The organism is Mesorhizobium sp. P2_D6, from assembly GCF_056404315.1.
Map to the genome: position 1 here is coordinate 114,379 of NZ_JBFUEG010000014.1, position 17,232 is coordinate 131,610.

A 17,232-nucleotide genomic window follows, 5' to 3' on the forward strand; every position below is an offset into this window, starting at 1 on the left:
ACGAAAGAGGTGAATGAGATGCCTCCCGCTGCTCCCAGGAAAGCCGTCATTCTCGCTGCCGGCTTCGGCTCCCGCTTGCGTCCGCTGACCGATCTGTGTCCCAAGCCCCTCGTCGAAGTCAACGGCACACCGATACTTCACAATGCACTGTGGAACCTTCAGGCGGTGGGAGTCGAAGAGGTGACGATTGTTGTCGGCTATCGCAAGGATGCCATTCGCCATGCCTGTGGCGAACGCTTCGGCAGACTTGAAATCAACTATGTCGAGTCCTCGGTCTTCGACAAGACAGGGAGCGCCTACTCGCTCTGGCTGGCACGCGACACGCTTCTTTCCGGCGACTGTTATCTCCTCGAAGGTGACGTCTTCTTCGAAGAAGATGCGCTGCGCCACCTGATCAGGGTGGAGGCGGCCAATGCCGCCGCGGTCGCGCCGTTCGATCCATCCATGGAAGGGTCCGCGGCCGTCCTTTCCAGCAACGGCTTCATATCCGAAGTCCGGTTGAAGCAGACGGCGGCAAATCTGGTATCAGGCACCCCGGTGCTCTTCAAGATGATGAACCTCATCCGGTTCTCTGGCGCCGAACTCCAAACGGCGATCGTCCCGGTCCTCCACGACCTGATCGGCTCGGGCGCAATCAAAGCCTATACCGAGGAGGTGCTCGCGCATCTCATCGAGCAGCGCGGACTGCAACTCGCCGCGGCGCGATGTGACGATTTGCGATGGTACGAGATCGACAGTGAACAGGACCTGCGGGTAGCGGAAAGGATTTTCGCCTTCGAGCGACCTCACAGACATAGGGCCGACGCGGCGGCCACCGTGGCGGGGGTAGGAGGATGATCCGCTATCTGTTCGACGCTGCAAATGCCATTACGGCCCTTGGGCTGATCTTGGCCACCACGGCGATCTACTTTGCTTTGATCGGGCGCTTCGAGATTGGCATCTGTTTCGGCTTGTGGGCTCTTTTGGCAGATGATGCCGACGGCATGGTCGCGAAAAGTTCCCCGAACCGGTCCGCTTTGATGGCACAGCTGGGTGGCGCGTTGGACGGGCTGCTTGATTTGGTCTACGCAGCCGTCTTTCCAGCGGTTCTGATTTTGTCCTTCAACGCGTTCTCCGTTCCCGCATTGTTGGCTGCCAACTGCCTCATCCTATCAGGGGCTCTGCGCCTCAGCTATTTTTCGACGTTCGGACTTGACGCTGACGGATTCGGCAGAGGATTGCCGTTGAACAATAATCTCTTCGTGTTGGCGTTCCTCTTCGTCGCCGACCATCACTTGCCGGTGCAAGGCCTGGGCAACCTATTGATCGGTGCAGGGTTTGTGCTGTCGGTCCTGCATCTTTCAAACTTCAAATTTCCAGGTACCGGCAGTGCGTTGCGCTTGGGCAACCTTACACTCGCCGCAGCCGGATCTGTCGCCTTACTCACAAAGTGAATCAGTTTGCAGCTATAGGGAAGAGAATACATGGAAAACTCTTTCGAGGCCGAAACTCGCACCGTCTTTGATCGCTACCAGCGCCAGCAGGAGAATGACGACCACATATTCGACAGGTTAGTCTCTCTAATCGAGGAGGAATATTTCGGCCTGCCTGCCGGTAGCTTCCGCGGCCTTGATGTCCTGGACGCGGGCTGCGGGTCCAACGCGAATGCGTCCTATGCGTTTCTCGACAAGGGGGCACGAAACGTTGTTTCGCTTGAATTGAGCAATGATTGGATGGATTGCGCGCGCAAACGGCTCAGCCGATTTGGGCCGCGCTCGGAACTGGTCGCTGGCAGTGTGCTCGATCTGCCGTTTGACGACTTCAGTTTCGATTTTGTCCATTGCGCAGGGGTTTTGCCGCACACCAGCAATCCGAAAAAAGGCTTTGAAGAGCTTGCACGTGTAACCCGCCCCGGCGGCAGCTTCTTTTTGACGATTATGGGCACCGCCAACGGCGTCATTTACCGATGCATCAATCACTTGCGAGAACTCTACCAAAGCGACGATCAATTCCGCAGTTCCATTGACAATCTGGATGCATCCACCGCACGCGAAGCCATCAACTGGATGTTGAGAATAAAGGACGGCGAAGAGGAAGAATATATACCCGGCGAAAACGAATTCTTTCGGAGTCTTTTTGATGATGATTTGTTCGTGACGATCCGGGATCGTTTCCAGGCGCCGACCTATCACGAGTTCGCATTCACAGAGGTGCAAATCCGAGGCTGGTATGGCGAGTGCGGCTTCGAAAAGATCCGCAGGATCTCAAGATATACAAAAAATTTCCATAACCTTCGGCGCTTTCTCGCTCCGATGTACCGTCATTATGACCACCCGCTGGCCCGCTTCTGGTTCGGCGATGGCTGCATCCAGATGATCGGCGAAAAGCCGAGCACGTAGTCGGCGTTATTCGTGCCAAGAGAGCGACCCCAATGTGCGGAATCTTTGGGATAGTCCTCAAAAACGAGGGAACACCCGTTTGTGCTGAGGCCGTTGAGCGTTGCGCTGAGGCTCTCGCTCATCGCGGGCCTGATGCCAGCGGCCTATACATTGATCAATCGGTCGCATTCGCGCATCGACGGCTGTCGATTGTCGACGCTCATTCTCGCGCCAATCAGCCCTATCGCGATGACAATACCGGAGTGGTGGTGACGTACAACGGCGAGATATTCAACTATCGGGAAATTAGAGCTGAATTGAGGGATATGGGTTTTTCCTTTTCGACGGTGTCCGACACCGAGGTTCTAATTCTTAGCTATATTGCTTGGGGAAAGTCATTCTTAAACCGCCTTGACGGGATGTTTGCCTTCGCGCTTTTCGATCCCCGGAACTCACTTGCTCTCATCGCCCGAGATCGTTTGGGGGTAAAACCCCTTTACTACACGATCTGCGATGTTGGCCTTCTCTTTGCATCGCAGCCGAACGCTCTCATTCGCTGGCCGGGCGTGATACGCGGACCCGACATCATCGGCGCGCTCAGTTTTCTTTCCTATCGCGCGGTTGTCGGTGCCAGGACGCTGTTCGCCGGGATCTCCAAGTTAGAGCCCGGCCATCTCCTCGCAATAAGGAATGGGCGACACACGTCCGAACGTTGGTGGAATCTGTCGGAGCGCATTTCGCGATCGAAGCCGGACTATTCCGACATAAGGAGACTATTTGGAAGCGCCGTTCAGCGTCAGCTGGTGTCCGACGTACCGGTCGCCGCATTGTTGTCCGGTGGACTTGACTCGAGCATCCTCGCCTATGAGGCGTCCACCCGCTCCCAAATCCGTCCGATCTGCTATACCGGCAAGGTCGAGCCCGCCGATTATGACGAGACGGCCTATGCGATGGAGGTCGCAGCAGAATTCGGGCTCACTCACCGGGTCGTCCCGATTGGAGAACCATCCGATGTCAACGCCGTAGCGGAGCTGGTGCGCCTGCGCGGACATCCGCTTGGGATGCATAACGAAACCGCAATGTTTACGCTCGCAAAGGCGATTTCGAAGGAGCATAAGGTCGTCCTCACCGGCGAGGGTGCCGATGAGATTTTTGCTGGCTACAGCCGATTGTTCCGTACGCCGTATGATTACAATCGAAGCAAGATCATCGCCGCATTGCCACCTGCTCTTGCCCAGATCGCACGCCGACGCCTCGGACTCGGCGTCCATTGCAGTCAGCTGCAGTTCTTCCTGGAGCGCTACAGCTACTTCCCGACCGATGAAATCCGCTCGCTTGCTATCGATGGCCGGATACGAAGGGAGCACGAGATGGCTCTGTTCGATCACTTCTCGACTCAATTTGCAGAGGCCGGCGGAGATTTCTTTAGCAAGATCTCATATGTTCTCGTCTCTACGCATTTGCCCGCATTGCTGGAAATGGTTGACAACACCACAATGGCAGCTGGGCTTGAGGCTCGCGTTCCTTATACCGATCACCAGCTCGTTACCGCCGCAATGGCGATGCCCGGCTCACAGCGATTGAGGTGGAGGTCTCCAATCGCTTCGGTCCAGGCACTGTGGCATCCGGTTGCTTCCTTCAGCGAACGTCTCGATGTCTCAAAATTCCCCTTAAGAAGGGAATACCGGAGCGTCTTGCCCAGATCTGTTCTATCTCGCAAAAAGATGGGATTTCCGCTGCCACTGGGTCAGTGGGCCGTTGGCGAGGGAGCAACGGAATATCGAAGGCTGCTGTTTGATAAGGACTCTCCACTGGGAGATTTGTTCGATCCTGCTGCTTTGCGGCGTTGGTTCGAGGCCGGACGACGAAATCCTTCAGACTCGTTTGGCCGGAAGTTCTGGCTGTTGGCCAACCTTGGGATATTCTTCAAAGAGGTATTCTCATGACGAATATGCGAGCCCGCAGGCGGTCGCTTGCGGGCATTTTACAGAAGACCCTTTGCCGAAAACGGGGCGTCGGACAATCCCAAGATCTGAGCAATGGTTGGCGTGAACTCTTCAGCGGAGCCCCAGGCAATATTGCAAGGTTGCATTCCAGGGATGCTCAACAGGCATATCCGATCGTCCTCCGCGCTGCCCGGTCGAAAACCGTGGGTGGACAAGTATCGAGGTCTGCCCGTCGGGCCAGCTTCTTGCGTGTCTCCAACGGTCTCCTCGAAGGAGTGTCCAGGAGGTGCGACATAGGTCGCTATGCAATCACGTTCATTTACCGGAACATGGTCGCTCGACCACGGCTCCACTTGGAAGCGCGCCAACAGTCCGTCTGCGATTCTGCGGTCATGAGCTCCGCCAACCAGGACATGGAGCGTCGCTCCTTCACTTTCCCAAAGCAAGTCAGGGATGATCGCATCCGGATAAATGGTTGTGTGGACGGCGCTATGTCCATGGTCACTTGCGACTACGATCGCGTAATCGTCTTCCCGCCCGACTCGCCTCAGTCCTTCGATGAGAGCGCCAATCATCATGTCGGCCGCGGCGATAGACCAATGTGCCGCCTCGCTTTCGTATCCGAACTGATGCTGAATCGAATCCGTCATGTCGATCTCGGTCAAAATGAGATCAGGCGGGTTCTCCGAGCAAGCCAGCGCTCCTGCAGCCCCGATCATGAGATGATCCGCGGCCAGGCCCGCAACGAGAGGAGTGCTCGCAACGGTGTCCCTACTGGACGGGAAGCCGAAGAGATCGAGCACGCCAGCGGCTCGCAACCGTCCATTTGGATCTTTGATCATGCGCGAGCGAGCAATGCGGTTTTCGGGCAGGCTCTTAAATGACCGGCTTCCCTGGAGAAACCCTCGTTCCCACCAGGCCGGCACGAAGACATCGCAATCGGCTGGGTCGATCAACCCAGCGCCGATGGACGCGACATCAAGCCCGCTATTTTTGGCAAGCTTTGCAATGGTCGGAACCCGCAGATCAGACGCGTCGGCGCAGACAAACGAGCCATCTCGCACAATGTGGTTTCCGTAGATCCCGTTCGCTTGAGGCGCCGCGCCGGTTAGCATGCTTGCGCGCCCCGGCATCGACGTTCCCGGCACCGTTGAGCGCAGGCGAGTGATGGACAGACCGTCTCCTGCCAAACGAAGAAGCGTCGGCAACCGATGTTTGTGCTTTTCGAAATAGTCCGCGCTTACGCCGTCCATGAGGATCAGAATCGCTTTCGTAGGAGCGCGCGGCCTTATCGAGGCAGGCGTCTGAAAACGAGCGGTAGGCCTGGATGGATTGGTGTGGGTCATGTTGCACCTGGAAGAGACCGATCGAAACCAAAGCCCCCTATAGGCTTCGGATGACGCCGGTATGAACGCATCACGGGATACTTCGAGCGCCAGTGGGTCGTTTTGATTTTGGGAATGGGCGCTTCTACGCGCTCTTTTTGCTTCCTTCAGAAGAAAGGAGTCCGAGATGGCCGATACGACCCGTGCTATTTTTATCCTCGATTTCGCAGGGCCAAAAATACATCTGTGGAGTGGCAGCTACGATGCACCGTTGGTTCCTATCAACGGTCAGCCGCTCTTGGACCGTCTCGTCAACGCCTGTGTCGAAAACGGCATTGAAGATGTCACTCTCGTTGAAAACTTGAGCAGCGGCACATTCGATGGGTTCCGCCTGCAGGACAGCACAAATACGCTTTCGTGGCACGACGCGCATGACGGCGATCTCATTGAGAAGTTCCGCCAACATGATGGCGATACTCTCCTGATATGGGGAACACCGCTTTTCGACAGTGAGGTTCTTGACGGTATCAATACCAACAAGGGTTTGCGCGGCTCCGCTTGGCGGCCCGACGCGCCGACCGGGATTTATCGATTGAGTGCTGATGTTCTACGCAATCTTCTGGCCGAAAGCCGCGCCGCGGCATCTCTGCATCAGGCCTTCAGCAGGTTAGTCGCGGGCCTGTCCCAGCTGGACGTAGCGTTGCCTGACAATGTGCTGACTGCCGGCTCCAAGCTGCTCGATATTTGCGACGGTGTCGACGCATCCATCGCGGAATTTCGGTGTGACAAGGAGAACGTGCTGCGGCGTCTGGAAACGAGCGTCGGAGGTTATTGGCGCAAGCCAATCGCCGAGCACATGCTTCTTTGCAATACCCGCTTCCCTCCCAAGACTTTTTACGATCGGCTGGCGGCGAGGCTCGAAGGCGTGTTGACATGCTATCCTTCTCAGCAGATCGATATCGCTTCAGTTGTTGGCACGATGACCTCGCAGCAGCCGGACTTTATTGCAGTCGGAAACGGGGTGACCGACCTCATCCAGGCGCTCTATTCAACGCTGAACCCAACAATCGCGATTCCCGTGCCGACGTTCGCCGGCTTTCAAACACCTCTCGATGACGAACAAAAGAACAACTTCGTCCTCACCCCGCCCTATTTCGATCTCGACGTTCGAGCTTTCCTGGAATTCGTAATGGCGACAGGCGCGGATACGGCAATCGTTGTAAATCCAAACAATCCGACCGGTCGACTTGTTGATCATGCTGACGTGGCATGGCTGGCGGAGGCCCTAGGATCTCGCGGGCGGCGGCTGATCGTGGATGAATCGTTTATTGATTTTCCCGCTGATGGCCGATCAAACAGCGTTGAGAATCTGGTGCCGTCCTGTGACAATTTGATCGTGGTGAAGAGCCTTGGAAAGGTCTTCGGACTTGGCGGAATTCGGCTCGCTTACCTCATGGCTGGCGATCCCGCCCTCGTTGCCGCCGTGCGCCGGAAACTGCCGCTGTGGAACATTAGCGGTATTGCGGAATACACACTGTTCCTGCTTCCCGAATTCGCAGAGGAACTGGAAGACAGTCTAGAGATGTTGCGAGAAGATAGAGAACTGTTCATTGAGGAGCTGCGGACGGTACCGGGCCTCGAGGTCGTGCCTTCGCAGACGAATTTCATCTTGTGCCGGCTGCCTGAAAATTCGCTATCCGCTGCCGAGCTCAAGCGCCGCCTTGTGCTGTTCGAATCCGTCCTCGTAAGAGAATGCGGCTATCAAGCCATGAACGACGCAGATCGATATCTGCGCCTGACGGTTCGAAGTCGGACGGAAAACGAAAGGCTGGCAAAAGCTCTGCAGCGCACCTTAAGCCGCTCAACGACCTCTGAGACCGACGCCCTGACGTGACATTTGCGCTGCGAACTGAATAGTCTTTTTTTCGAATGCCGCGAGAGAGAAGCATGTCGCTTAGTTACAATCGTCATAAAAGGCTCGTTGAAATCATCCAGGCGAATGGCGAAGTGCGCATCCGAGATTTGATGCAGCAGTTCAATATTTCAGAAGAGACTGCGCGGCGGGATATCAAACGGCTCGAGCAGGATGGCTTGGTCGCACGTGTCCATGGTGGCGCGGTCGCAACGCAACAGCCAAAGCTGCTGGCCATCTCATCGCGAGCTGTTTCCGAGCGCGCGGAAAAAAGCACAATCGCTCAGATCGCCCTGGGTCTTTTGAAGCCCGGTCAGAATCTCTTCTTCGGGGGCGGCAGCACCATTCTGTCGTTGGCCAGCCGCATATCGGCCCTGCCGGAAATGCGCGTCGTCACCAACATGGTCGATACTGCCATCGCCGCGGCCGAAGGCTATCGGCATCGTGTTGTCATGCTGGGGGGCGATTTCAATGTCGATTTCCGGACCGTAACCGGCTTCACCGCCTTGCGTACACTCCGCGAACAGCAGATCGACGTCGCATTTATCGGCGTCAATGCGGTGCGTCCGAATGGCGTCTTCGACCATGAACAGGTCGGACAGGAGCTTGCTGCGACGCTCTGCGAGCAAGCACGGAAAATTGTCATTCTCGCCGATCACAGCAAATTCGGCTTGTCGGCGCGCTACCGCATCCTGCCCCATTCGGCGATTACCGCGATCATCACCGACCGGAGGCCTGCATCGGACATGCTGGACAAGATCGAAGCCGCCGGTGTTGAAGTTCTATATCCGCAAAACCGTCACAACCCCGCACTGGTCTCTACTTGATCCTCTGCTTTCAGCCCGCACGGCTGCCCCAACCGTGAAACATTTTTTTCCATTTATTTCAATAACCAACACAATCCGTCTCAAACCTGCAAAAAACCGTCACATAACCGCGCTATGTCTCATCCCGTCTCGGGAGCGGATTTCATTCGCTCCGATTGTCATCCCGACTGAAAGAGAGGGGATTTTGATATGCAAACGACACGTCGCAGATTTCTCGGCATGACCGCCATGGCGGCTGGCGCAATAGCATTGCCGAACACGATCATGGCGGCAACCGGCCGGCGGCCGAACCTCAATATTGCCGTTCAGGACCTGCGCACAATTCTGGAACCGGTGGACGGCTCCTCCATCGCCAACGTTTCCTGGCGGGTGCAATACAGCATTTTCGATCAGCTTTTACGGACCGACTACAACGACAATTTTCGCCTGAATTTCGCGCTCGCGACATCATTGAAGCAAATTGACGCCACGATCCATGAGATCACGTTGCGCGACAATGTGAAGTTTCATGACGGTTCCACAATGACGGCGGATGACGTTGTCTTCTCGCTCGGGCCGGATCGACTGCGCGGCGAAAATGCGCCGGGCGCGGCCGTGTTTGCCAACTTCCTCTCCTCGCTTGCCGATGTGCAGAAGATCAATGATCGCACTGTCCGTTTGATCACCAGGACAGAGGATCCGGTCTTTGCCCAGCGGCTCGGCGCGTGGGGCACGCAGATCATCAGCGCCAGAGCACGGGCTGGCGCCAGCAGCTATGACGCCTGGGCGGCGAAGCCGATCGGCACCGGCCCTTACAAGATCGGCGAGGTCCGCAATGGGGACGAGATCACACTGGTGGCGCACGACGAATATTGGGGAGGCCAGCCGCCATTTGCCTCGATCCGCTTCAAGCGGCTGCCGGAAATCGCCGCGCGCATCGCCGGACTGAAGTCGGGCGATTACGATATCGTCACAGACATCACTCCGGACCACATTGCCGAAATTGAGGGTGTCAACGGCCTCTCGATTGTTGGTGGCGAAGCCATGTGGTTCCGCTTTCTCACATTTGCTCCGCTCAGGACTCCCATCCTGAAAGATGTCGATCTGCGTCGCGCGCTCGCTCTCGCTATCGATCGCGGTGCGCTGGCGGACGGCCTCTGGGACGGCCGGGCGAAAGCGCTGACCAGCTGGCAGCTACCGATCTTCGGCGAGATCAACGACCCCAACCGCAAGGGGGTGTCCTATGATCCGGCGCAGGTCAAGGAACTGCTCGCCAAGTCATCCTACAGAGGTGAGGAAATCCCATACCCTTCCGTCGGCACCTATTATCCGATGCAGCTCGCCGAGAACCAGGCGCTTGTCGAGATGTGGAAGGCTGCCGGAATCAACGTCAAGCTGATCATGTGTGAAAACTGGACGCAGGTCGGCGACATTGGCGGCATCAATGACACGTCCGGCGGCGCCTTCTACGCCGATCCCGTTTCCATGCTGTGGCAGATTATCGGTCCGACCAATGACCTCCAGTCAACAGGTGGCTGGACCAATGCCGAGTTTAACGCGCTCGGTCACGAGCTTGAAACGACGACCGATCTCGCCAAGCGCCAGGCGGCCTTCAAACGGATGCAGGACATTGTCGAGATCGAGGACCCTTGCATCACGCCGCTGCACTCCATGCCCTTTATCTATGGGCAGAAGGCGGATGTCAGCTGGCAGCCCAACCCGTTGCCGCAAATGTATCTCGGTCCGAAGATGCCGCCTGAGCCGGTGGCCTGAGTTCCATGCTGCATAAGTCTTTCCAGAACAGCGCGGGCGCCGCGCTGTTGCCGGCTCATGGCATCGGGGCTTCCGCCACCAAACCTGCCATCAGCATTGCTGGCTTGAGGGTGGCGTTCGGCGATGTGCCTGTGCTGCACGGTGTCGATCTCGCTGTGAACAAAGGCGAGGCCTTGGGTATCGTTGGCGAATCCGGCTGCGGCAAGTCCGTGACTTGGCGGGCGGTTCTTGGCCTGCTGCCGAAATCCGCCGAGATCGGGGGCGAGGCCAGGATTGGTGATCTCGATCTTGTGGGCGCACGACAATCCGTTTTGGATCGGGTGCGCGGCGGACGCATCGCCATGATCTTCCAGGATCCGGCCAGCGCGCTGAACCCGGTGCATCGCATCGGCGCGCAGATCACCGAAGCGCTTCGCCTGCACCGTGGCCTCAGCGGTGCCGCCGCCCGTGCCGAGGCCTGCCGCTTGCTCGACCAGGTCGGGATAGCCGCTGCGGCAAGCAGGCTCAACACCTACCCCCACGAACTGTCGGGCGGCCAGAACCAGCGGGTGATGATTGCCATCGCGCTCGCCGGCCGGCCCGAACTGCTGATCGCCGACGAGCCAACGACCGCGCTCGACACCACCGTGCAGGCGCAGATCCTGCTGCTGCTCAAAGATATTCAACGCGACACAGGCATGGCGCTGGTCATGATCAGCCATGATCTCGCCGCGGTGGCGGCCGTCTGTGACCGGGCATGCGTCATGTATGCGGGCCAGATCGTCGAAACGGCGCCGAAACACACGCTTCTGACCGCGCCGGAACACCCCTATACACGCGACCTGATCGGTGCCATTCCGCCCTCGCACGGTCCGCGCATGCGATTGACCGCCATTGCCGGCGCGCCGCCACAACGCAATCTGCCGCCGGGATGCGCCTATGCGCCACGCTGCCGGCACGCGATCACGGCATGTGGCACGAGCCGACCGGAACCGCGGCAGGTCGCCGCGCGGCATTCGGTGAGTTGCCTTCGTTTGGACGCCGGCACGTATCAATGACCCTGCTGCGTCTCAACAACATCACCCGTCGCTTTCCCCTCGGCTCGCCACTCTACGGACCGCGGAAATATCTTTTAGCAGTCGATGGCGTGTCGCTGGATGTCGAGATGGGCCGGACGACCGGCATTGTCGGCGAATCCGGATGCGGCAAGTCCACCACCGGCCGTATTGCGCTCGGTCTGGAGCCGCCGGACAGCGGAGGTGTGCTGTTTCAGGGTTTGCCGCTCCCGCGCATCGACAGCAGAAAATGGCGCGCGCAGCGGCGCCAAATGCAGCTGGTCTTTCAGGACACCTTGGCAGCGCTTGATCGCCGAATGACTGTCAGCGCTCTCGTCGCCGAGCCGCTTGCGATTCACGGAATTGGCGATCCGGCAAGCCGCAAGCAACGCGTGGCCGAGCTTCTCCACAGCGTCGGCCTCGGCGAAGACCATGGCGTGCTCTATCCGCATCAGCTTTCCGGCGGCCAGCGCCAACGCGTCGTGCTTGCGCGGGCGCTCGCGCCAAAACCCTCGCTTCTGGTTTGCGATGAGCCGGTCTCGGCGCTCGACGTGTCCGTCCAGGCGCAAATCGTCAATCTGCTCATGGATGTTCAGCAGGAGCTCGGGCTCGGCCTCTTGTTCATCAGCCATGACTTGCGGGTCGTTCGCCATGTCAGCGACCGGATCGTCGTCATGTATCTTGGCCGCGTAGTCGAGCAGGGGCGCGCCGACGCCATTATCGATCAACCCGCCCATCCCTATACGCAGGCGCTCGTCTCGGCCATGCCGAGGCTTCCGGGCGGATTCGATCATTATGTGGCGCTGCCAGGCGAACCGCCGAGCCCTACCGATCGGCCGAGCGGATGCCCGTTTCATCCACGCTGTCCACTTGCGCGCGATGTCTGCCGCCAGAGCCTGCCCGAACTCCTGCCGCTAGGATCGGAACGGCAGGTCGCCTGCCATTTGGTGAGGCATTGATGAGTGCTGTGTTTCGTTTCGCCGGCCCCAAGATCCTGCGTGCCGGCCTGTCGATCCTGATCGTGGTGACCTTTACATTCGTGGTGCTGCGGGCCTCTGGAGACCCGGCGCTGCAGATACTCGGTCCCAGCGCCCGCGCCCCGGATCTTGAGGCGTTTCGCCGGCATTGGGGGCTCGATCAGCCTCTGTATGTGCAATATGTCCGCTATGTCCTGGCGGCACTTCACTGCGATTTCGGGAATTCCATGCTGGCTGGAAAACCGGCCCTGCAGCTTGTGTTCGAGCGCGCGCCCCTGACATTGGCGCTGATGCTGCCGGCACTGGCGCTCACGATGCTAATCGGCATTCCGGTCGGCGCCTACGCCGCCATGCATCGCGACACCTGGGTCGACCGATCGGTGATGATGCTGACCGTGTTCGGCTTCACCGTGCCAAGCTTCGTGCTCGGGCTATTGCTGATCCTGATCTTTTCCGTGACGCTCGGCCTGTTCCCGTCCGGCGGCGCGGATCGGCCGGAAAGCTTCGTACTGCCGGTGCTCACGCTTGGTTTGGGCGGGGCGGCCATTATCGCGCGCTTCACGCGTAGCGCCATGATCGAAGTTCTGTCGCAGCTCTACATCGTGGCGGCCAGCGCCAAGGGCGTGACGTGGCGGCAGGTGGTTCGCCACCATGCCTTTCCGAATGCGATCATTCCTGTGCTGACGCTGTTCGGCCTGATGCTCGGCGGCCAGGTCGCGGGCGCCGTACTGGTGGAAAGCGTCTTCGGCTGGCCCGGCATCGGCCAATTGCTGGTGGTTTCGGTTGCAAACCGTGATCTCGCCGTGGTGCAGGTCATCCTCCTTCTCGTGGCGCTGACCATGACGTCGGCCAACCTGCTGATGGACCTGCTTTATGGCGTGTTCGATCCGCGCTTGCGTGGAACAAACTCAGGATCGCAATGAAAACGGCAACTGTAGAAACAAACCGTCCGCCGCCTCGCTCGGTGGACCTGCCGACACTCCTTGCTGTGGGCTGGGTTCTCCTCATGCTCTTCACGGCGCTCGCCGCGCCGCTGATCGCTCCCTATGAGATCACTTCCATCGACCTGCGCCATCGCCTGGCGCCGCCCGTCGGCTTTGGCGGAACGATGCTGCACGTCCTGGGAACCGACGATCTGGGCCGTGATGTGGCCTCGCGTCTTTTCTACTCGATCCGCACCAGCTTGCTGGTCGCCTTCGGCGCCACTGCGATCAGCGTGTTGGTCGGTACCGGGATCGGCTTCATCGCCGCGTATTTCCGCGGGCTCGTCGAGCATGCGCTGCTGCTAATGATCGACGTACAGGCTTCGCTACCATTTCTAATCGTGGCGCTGGCAATGCTCGCCTGTTTCGGTAATTCGCTGACGCTGTTCGTCGCCCTGATGGGACTTTATGGCTGGGAGCGAAATGCGCGGTTGGCACGAGGACTGGCAATCACCGCCAGCGCGCAGGGCTATGCGAGCGCAACGCGCCAGCTCGGCGCCCATCCGCTGCGTGTCTATCTGCGGCATATCCTGCCCAACAGCGCGGCGACGCTTCTCGTGGCGGCGACGGTGACCTTTCCGGAAATCGTCCTGGTGGAAAGCGGACTCTCCTTCCTCGGCCTCGGCGTTCAACCGCCGATGACCAGTCTGGGTGTCATGGTCGCGGCCGGCCGCGAGTATATCACCCGCGCCTCCTGGATGCTCCTCGCTCCAAGCCTCGTCATTGTCATGACGGCCGTTGCCGTTAGCGTCCTCGGCGACTGGTTGCGCGATAAGCTCGACCCGACCCTCAAATAACGGTTTCCCAATGCAAAGGAGCCGATCTCCACACTTGTCGACGGCTACGCTCTTGCACGGAACGGGGTGCCGAACCTTCGCCCGCGGCCGGTATCGACGTAACCGGAATACAGCATATGGATATCGTCGCGGGCCCGCGTCAGAAAAGCCGTCGGCTTTCGCGTCGCGCCGCCGGCTGCTCGTTGCGCCACGGCAAACCGCCCAGATCGAGCCCCACCATGATCACGACATCATCTTCGCAGCCCTTTGCCGAGTGCAGCGTCAACAGATTAAGATGGAGAGGCGACCCGTCGCGTCCACCGAGGCTCGCCAGATCCAGGTCGGCGAGAGCGGCCCGCCGACAGCGAGCGCCGCCGACACGCGCACCACCTGTTCGCGCTGATCGGCGAGGCTTGGCTCTACCGCCATCAGCGCATCGAGCATTCCCGCCCGCAGCGCGCCGATTGGCGAAGTTTGTAATTTTGATCCGCGAAATTCGCACGGCGCCGTCCCCCCAGTTTTTTCTATTCGCGGATGCAATTGGCTCGCTCGGCGATATCGGCACATCGCGCCATCAGCGCTTCGAAAGGCTCCGCGTCTTCCAGAAGAAGCCCGTCGTCGACCATGCGGGCGTAGTCCTCTTCAAGCGCCTTCAGACCATCGCCTGCGGGCACAAGCCGCAGACCGCCGTTGACAGCCGCCACGTAATCGATGGGCGTTCGATCGGGCGCTTTCTCGGCGAAGAACATGGTCTTGTGGCGCGCCACTGCGTTCGCCAGATCGCGATCAGCAAAGGCGGACGGGGTAAAACCGGTTTCGTCCAACCGCGCGACATCGTGCCAGTGACGAGCAAAGCGATCGCCGCGCCGGCGCTCCTGCAGGCAGAAGACATGGATGGCCGTCGCCTTCTCCCAGAAGGTTCGCTCCGCATGCATCACGCGTGGACGAGCCGTGGGAAAGGTCACGCCCTCGATCAGGCCAGACGCGTCGCAGGCGATGTCGCGCAAGCTCGCGGGCTCGCCCGTCGATCGTGCTCCGAATTCGAGCATCACGCTCGGCGCCACATAGCCGGAGCCAGGCGTCGCGGCTTCGTAATCGATGAACAGCTTCTCGCCCTCGACGCGGATGGCGGCCGCCAAAGCTTCAGCCGCGAGCGCATCTGCGATGATCGGCTGAACGCTTCCTTCAACCCAATTGGGCAGGCGCTTACCCACCTCGCTGGACCAGCGTTTTTCCTCGCTACGGGTCTCCGGCAACGCTTCGCCGTCGTCGCCCACCAAGTCGGGTGCAATCGCCCGGATGTCGTATGTTAGGTCGACGTCCTCGGAAAACCGCTGGATAACCTGATAGGCTTTGGACAGCGACGTGCCGCCCTTGAACACCAGATGTTCGCCGGGCGCCGAGCCGTAAAGGTGGCGAGCGCCTAGACCACCCACACGTCCTTCTCGAGGAGATGCGCCGGCCTGCCGGACCGATCGGCCGCGACGCCGAGCGCCTCCCGCCGATCCTCGATCGGGAGGTGGAGAAAGGGATCAGCCATGTGCGGCCTTGCCCACGCTGCGCGCCATCCAGGTCGGAAGCTGCGGCGCTACCGCGACCAACTCGCTGAAGGCGCCCGGCGGGAGTTTCCGCTTCAGTGTCTGGAGGGCGGCCTCAGCCTTCTCCGGCCCAAGCCAAGCCAACGCTCGCACCGCCTCGCCAGCGGGCCGATGCGCCATGGCGAGCTGCCAACGAGGCGCGTGGCGAAGCTCGACGACCTGCTTGCCGAGGCTCATCTTCCGGGTGCGGCCGGAAGTCAGATAGACCGACCGGACCGGCACCTGTGTCGTGAGACCGAGGGTGTTGGCGGCAACGGCCCCACTCGTGACGATGATCTCCCCGCGCTGGCTGGCAAGCGCCTCGACCGCTTGCTCCACGGAGGGAGCCCGGGTGCCGAACCTGCTCGTGACCGGAAGGAGATAGACGCCGCGACCCGCCCGGATCAACTGCGTCCGCTCGGCTAGACGCGACAATGCCTGATCCACCGCGGCGCGATTCCCGAGGTGAAGCAAGCTCTTAGCTGCGACCGGCGTGCCCTCTGGCAGCCCTTTCGCGTGCGCAAGAATCTGTTCGGTCAACCGTTGCATGGCCATGCTCCTGTCAGAAATGTATGCGATTTTCTGACAGTTTTTCAAGGCGGGCAGCGACGGGCACCTGCACGCGGAACCCGTCCAGCAGGCCTTGTGGTCAATCATCGCCGCGCGAATCGACCAATCCCTGTTTCGCGCCGTTCTCCGAACGAGCCTCGCCCGTCCTGGGGCCGAGGCCCTCTGGTCGGCGCCGAGATATTTCTCTTGTCAGCGCAAGAACTCGACGCTGGTCAAAAAGTACCGTCGCGTAACATATATCGCGCGTCCCCACCGATGCCATTCAACAGAAAGAGAGCACTGCTCGGACTGCCTGCACCTTGATCAAACCCAGTATTCTGGTTATATTACTGGAAATGAGAAATGAAGACTGTCTTTTTATTTAGATCTGTATGTTACTTCTTGTTGTAGTTATGATGTATGTCGAATGTATTATGTATGTGTGTTGTATCGGAGGCAACTATGAGCAACTCGCAAAAACGCGCCATACAAAACTATCGATCTCGCCTCAGCGAGCGCGGCTTGGCGCGCTTCGAGGTGCTTGGCCGCGATGCCGATCGCGACCTCATTCGATCTTTGGCTCGCCGCCTGGCCGAAGATGGACCGGATGCCTCTAGCCTGCGCGCTGCTGTCAGCCAGACCATCGCCGGCGAGCCACCCAAGCTTGGCGGGATTCTCGCCGCATTGCGTCGTTCGCCGCTCGTGGGAGCTGACCTCGATCTTTCCCGCCCCCATGAAGAGGGGCGGAAGATCGACCTGTGACACGCTACCTCCTCGATATCAACATCATCAGCGATGTCGTCAAATCGCAGCCTTCGGAATCGCTCCTGGCATGGATGTCGAGACAGCGTGACGAGGATTTGTTCATCGCTTCGCTGACCGTTGCGGAAATTCTTCGCAGGGTTATGGAGAAGCCGCGCGGGAAAAAACGCGACGCACTCGACAACTGGTTCTCTGGGCCTGAGGGGCCGCAGGCGCTGTTTGCGGGCCGCATCCTCTCGTTCGACGACAAGGCAGGGCTGATCTGGGCGAGGCTGATGGCAGGAGGAAAACTGGCCGGCAAGCCGCGCAGCGGGCTCGACATGATCATCGCCGCTGTCGCCGGTGCGAACGAGTGCGTGCTGGTAACGGATAACGAAAAAGACTTTGCCGGGCTCAAGGTCGTCAATCCGATACGCGGAGCGGTCTGATGCGGCGGCGGGTTAAGGAATGCTCGG

General features: G+C 59.4%; 16 protein-coding genes and 1 pseudogene. 13 read left to right on the forward strand and 4 right to left on the reverse strand.

Annotated features, from left to right (window positions below; genetic code table 11):
• The first annotated feature begins 18 nt into the window (after positions 1–18).
• Genes AC1D1L_RS25165 through asnB form a run of 4 tightly spaced genes read left to right on the forward strand, consistent with a single transcriptional unit; the run spans position 19 to position 4,303 of the window.
• Positions 19–837, forward strand: coding sequence for a phosphocholine cytidylyltransferase family protein (locus AC1D1L_RS25165; RefSeq protein WP_477344089.1), 819 nt, complete (start codon positions 19–21; stop codon positions 835–837).
• Positions 834–1,433: a CDP-alcohol phosphatidyltransferase family protein gene (locus AC1D1L_RS25170; RefSeq protein WP_136617683.1), complete on the forward strand. Its 600-nt coding sequence runs from the start codon at positions 834–836 to the stop codon at positions 1,431–1,433. The genes AC1D1L_RS25165 and AC1D1L_RS25170 overlap by 4 nt, the downstream gene beginning before the upstream one ends.
• A 30-nt stretch (positions 1,434–1,463) precedes the next feature.
• Positions 1,464–2,378 carry a class I SAM-dependent methyltransferase gene (locus tag AC1D1L_RS25175; RefSeq protein ID WP_477344090.1) on the forward strand — a complete coding sequence of 305 codons (915 nt, stop codon included), beginning with the start codon at positions 1,464–1,466 and terminating at the stop codon, positions 2,376–2,378.
• Positions 2,379–2,410: 32 nt separating this feature from the next.
• Positions 2,411–4,303 (forward strand): asparagine synthase (glutamine-hydrolyzing), encoded by a 1,893-nt coding sequence (asnB, locus tag AC1D1L_RS25180; protein WP_477344091.1) that lies wholly within the window; start codon positions 2,411–2,413, stop codon positions 4,301–4,303.
• A gap of 38 nt (positions 4,304–4,341) precedes the next feature.
• Here the strand turns inward: asnB and AC1D1L_RS25185 are convergent, their stop codons facing one another.
• The gene (locus AC1D1L_RS25185) at positions 4,342–5,649 is read right to left on the reverse strand and encodes an alkaline phosphatase family protein (RefSeq protein WP_477344092.1); all 1,308 of its coding nucleotides are present in this window, start codon (positions 5,647–5,649) and stop codon (positions 4,342–4,344) included.
• A 166-nt stretch (positions 5,650–5,815) separates the two neighbouring features.
• Between AC1D1L_RS25185 and AC1D1L_RS25190 the strand changes: the two genes are divergently transcribed.
• The 7 genes from AC1D1L_RS25190 (at position 5,816) to AC1D1L_RS25220 (ending at position 13,910) form a co-directional block, all read left to right on the forward strand.
• Positions 5,816–7,522, forward strand: a complete 1,707-nt coding sequence (locus tag AC1D1L_RS25190) for a pyridoxal phosphate-dependent aminotransferase (RefSeq protein WP_477344093.1) — start codon at positions 5,816–5,818, stop codon at positions 7,520–7,522.
• Positions 7,523–7,575: 53 nt separating this feature from the next.
• Positions 7,576–8,367, forward strand: coding sequence for a DeoR/GlpR family DNA-binding transcription regulator (locus AC1D1L_RS25195; RefSeq protein WP_477344095.1), 792 nt, complete (start codon positions 7,576–7,578; stop codon positions 8,365–8,367).
• Between the two features lie 189 nt (positions 8,368–8,556).
• Entirely contained in the window at positions 8,557–10,119 is a 1,563-nt protein-coding gene (locus tag AC1D1L_RS25200) for an ABC transporter substrate-binding protein (protein WP_006333815.1), read from the forward strand.
• Between the two features lie 5 nt (positions 10,120–10,124).
• A complete protein-coding gene (locus AC1D1L_RS25205; protein WP_477344096.1) occupies positions 10,125–11,156 on the forward strand; it encodes an ABC transporter ATP-binding protein in 1,032 nt (343 codons plus the stop codon).
• Positions 11,153–12,112, forward strand: a complete 960-nt coding sequence (locus AC1D1L_RS25210) for an ABC transporter ATP-binding protein (RefSeq protein ID WP_477344121.1) — start codon at positions 11,153–11,155, stop codon at positions 12,110–12,112. Before AC1D1L_RS25205 ends, AC1D1L_RS25210 begins: the two co-directional genes overlap by 4 nt.
• Entirely contained in the window at positions 12,112–13,053 is a 942-nt protein-coding gene (locus AC1D1L_RS25215) for an ABC transporter permease (RefSeq protein ID WP_477344097.1), read from the forward strand. Before AC1D1L_RS25210 ends, AC1D1L_RS25215 begins: the two co-directional genes overlap by 1 nt.
• Positions 13,050–13,910, forward strand: coding sequence for an ABC transporter permease (locus AC1D1L_RS25220; RefSeq protein ID WP_477344098.1), 861 nt, complete (start codon positions 13,050–13,052; stop codon positions 13,908–13,910). Before AC1D1L_RS25215 ends, AC1D1L_RS25220 begins: the two co-directional genes overlap by 4 nt.
• Positions 13,911–14,171: 261 nt before the next feature.
• Here AC1D1L_RS25220 and AC1D1L_RS25225 read toward each other — a convergent pair whose 3' ends face one another.
• From AC1D1L_RS25225 to AC1D1L_RS25235, 3 genes and pseudogenes are all read right to left on the reverse strand, one after another.
• On the reverse strand, positions 14,172–14,333 hold the full coding sequence (locus AC1D1L_RS25225; protein WP_477344099.1) for a hypothetical protein: 162 nt from the start codon (positions 14,331–14,333) through the stop codon (positions 14,172–14,174).
• 80 nt (positions 14,334–14,413) lie between these two features.
• Positions 14,414–15,429, reverse strand: a pseudogene (locus tag AC1D1L_RS25230) (nucleotidyl transferase AbiEii/AbiGii toxin family protein).
• Positions 15,422–16,015, reverse strand: a complete 594-nt coding sequence (locus tag AC1D1L_RS25235) for a DUF6088 family protein (protein WP_044551219.1) — start codon at positions 16,013–16,015, stop codon at positions 15,422–15,424. Before AC1D1L_RS25235 ends, AC1D1L_RS25230 begins: the two are co-directional and overlap by 8 nt.
• A gap of 462 nt (positions 16,016–16,477) precedes the next feature.
• Between AC1D1L_RS25235 and AC1D1L_RS25240 the strand changes: the two genes are divergently transcribed.
• Positions 16,478–16,777 carry a hypothetical protein gene (locus AC1D1L_RS25240; RefSeq protein ID WP_477344100.1) on the forward strand — a complete coding sequence of 100 codons (300 nt, stop codon included), beginning with the start codon at positions 16,478–16,480 and terminating at the stop codon, positions 16,775–16,777.
• Complete coding sequence (locus AC1D1L_RS25245) at positions 16,774–17,205, forward strand: PIN domain-containing protein (RefSeq protein WP_477344102.1); 432 nt, start codon at positions 16,774–16,776, stop codon at positions 17,203–17,205. The genes AC1D1L_RS25240 and AC1D1L_RS25245 overlap by 4 nt, the downstream gene beginning before the upstream one ends.
• Positions 17,206–17,232: the final 27 nt, after the last annotated feature.

Excerpts from the sequence above, each read along its gene's own strand:
- AC1D1L_RS25165 (WP_477344089.1), top strand. The coding sequence starts at position 19 with ATGCCTCCCGCTGCTCCCAGGAAAGCCGTCATTCTCGCTGCCGGCTTC.
- AC1D1L_RS25170 (WP_136617683.1), top strand. The coding sequence starts at position 834 with ATGATCCGCTATCTGTTCGACGCTGCAAATGCCATTACGGCCCTTGGG.
- AC1D1L_RS25175 (WP_477344090.1), top strand. The coding sequence starts at position 1,464 with ATGGAAAACTCTTTCGAGGCCGAAACTCGCACCGTCTTTGATCGCTAC.
- asnB (WP_477344091.1), top strand. The coding sequence starts at position 2,411 with ATGTGCGGAATCTTTGGGATAGTCCTCAAAAACGAGGGAACACCCGTT.
- AC1D1L_RS25185 (WP_477344092.1), bottom strand. The coding sequence starts at position 5,649 with ATGACCCACACCAATCCATCCAGGCCTACCGCTCGTTTTCAGACGCCT.
- AC1D1L_RS25190 (WP_477344093.1), top strand. The coding sequence starts at position 5,816 with ATGGCCGATACGACCCGTGCTATTTTTATCCTCGATTTCGCAGGGCCA.
- AC1D1L_RS25195 (WP_477344095.1), top strand. The coding sequence starts at position 7,576 with ATGTCGCTTAGTTACAATCGTCATAAAAGGCTCGTTGAAATCATCCAG.
- AC1D1L_RS25200 (WP_006333815.1), top strand. The coding sequence starts at position 8,557 with ATGCAAACGACACGTCGCAGATTTCTCGGCATGACCGCCATGGCGGCT.
- AC1D1L_RS25205 (WP_477344096.1), top strand. The coding sequence starts at position 10,125 with ATGCTGCATAAGTCTTTCCAGAACAGCGCGGGCGCCGCGCTGTTGCCG.
- AC1D1L_RS25210 (WP_477344121.1), top strand. The coding sequence starts at position 11,153 with ATGACCCTGCTGCGTCTCAACAACATCACCCGTCGCTTTCCCCTCGGC.
- AC1D1L_RS25215 (WP_477344097.1), top strand. The coding sequence starts at position 12,112 with ATGAGTGCTGTGTTTCGTTTCGCCGGCCCCAAGATCCTGCGTGCCGGC.
- AC1D1L_RS25220 (WP_477344098.1), top strand. The coding sequence starts at position 13,050 with ATGAAAACGGCAACTGTAGAAACAAACCGTCCGCCGCCTCGCTCGGTG.
- AC1D1L_RS25225 (WP_477344099.1), bottom strand. The coding sequence starts at position 14,333 with ATGCTCGATGCGCTGATGGCGGTAGAGCCAAGCCTCGCCGATCAGCGC.
- AC1D1L_RS25235 (WP_044551219.1), bottom strand. The coding sequence starts at position 16,015 with ATGCAACGGTTGACCGAACAGATTCTTGCGCACGCGAAAGGGCTGCCA.
- AC1D1L_RS25240 (WP_477344100.1), top strand. The coding sequence starts at position 16,478 with ATGAGCAACTCGCAAAAACGCGCCATACAAAACTATCGATCTCGCCTC.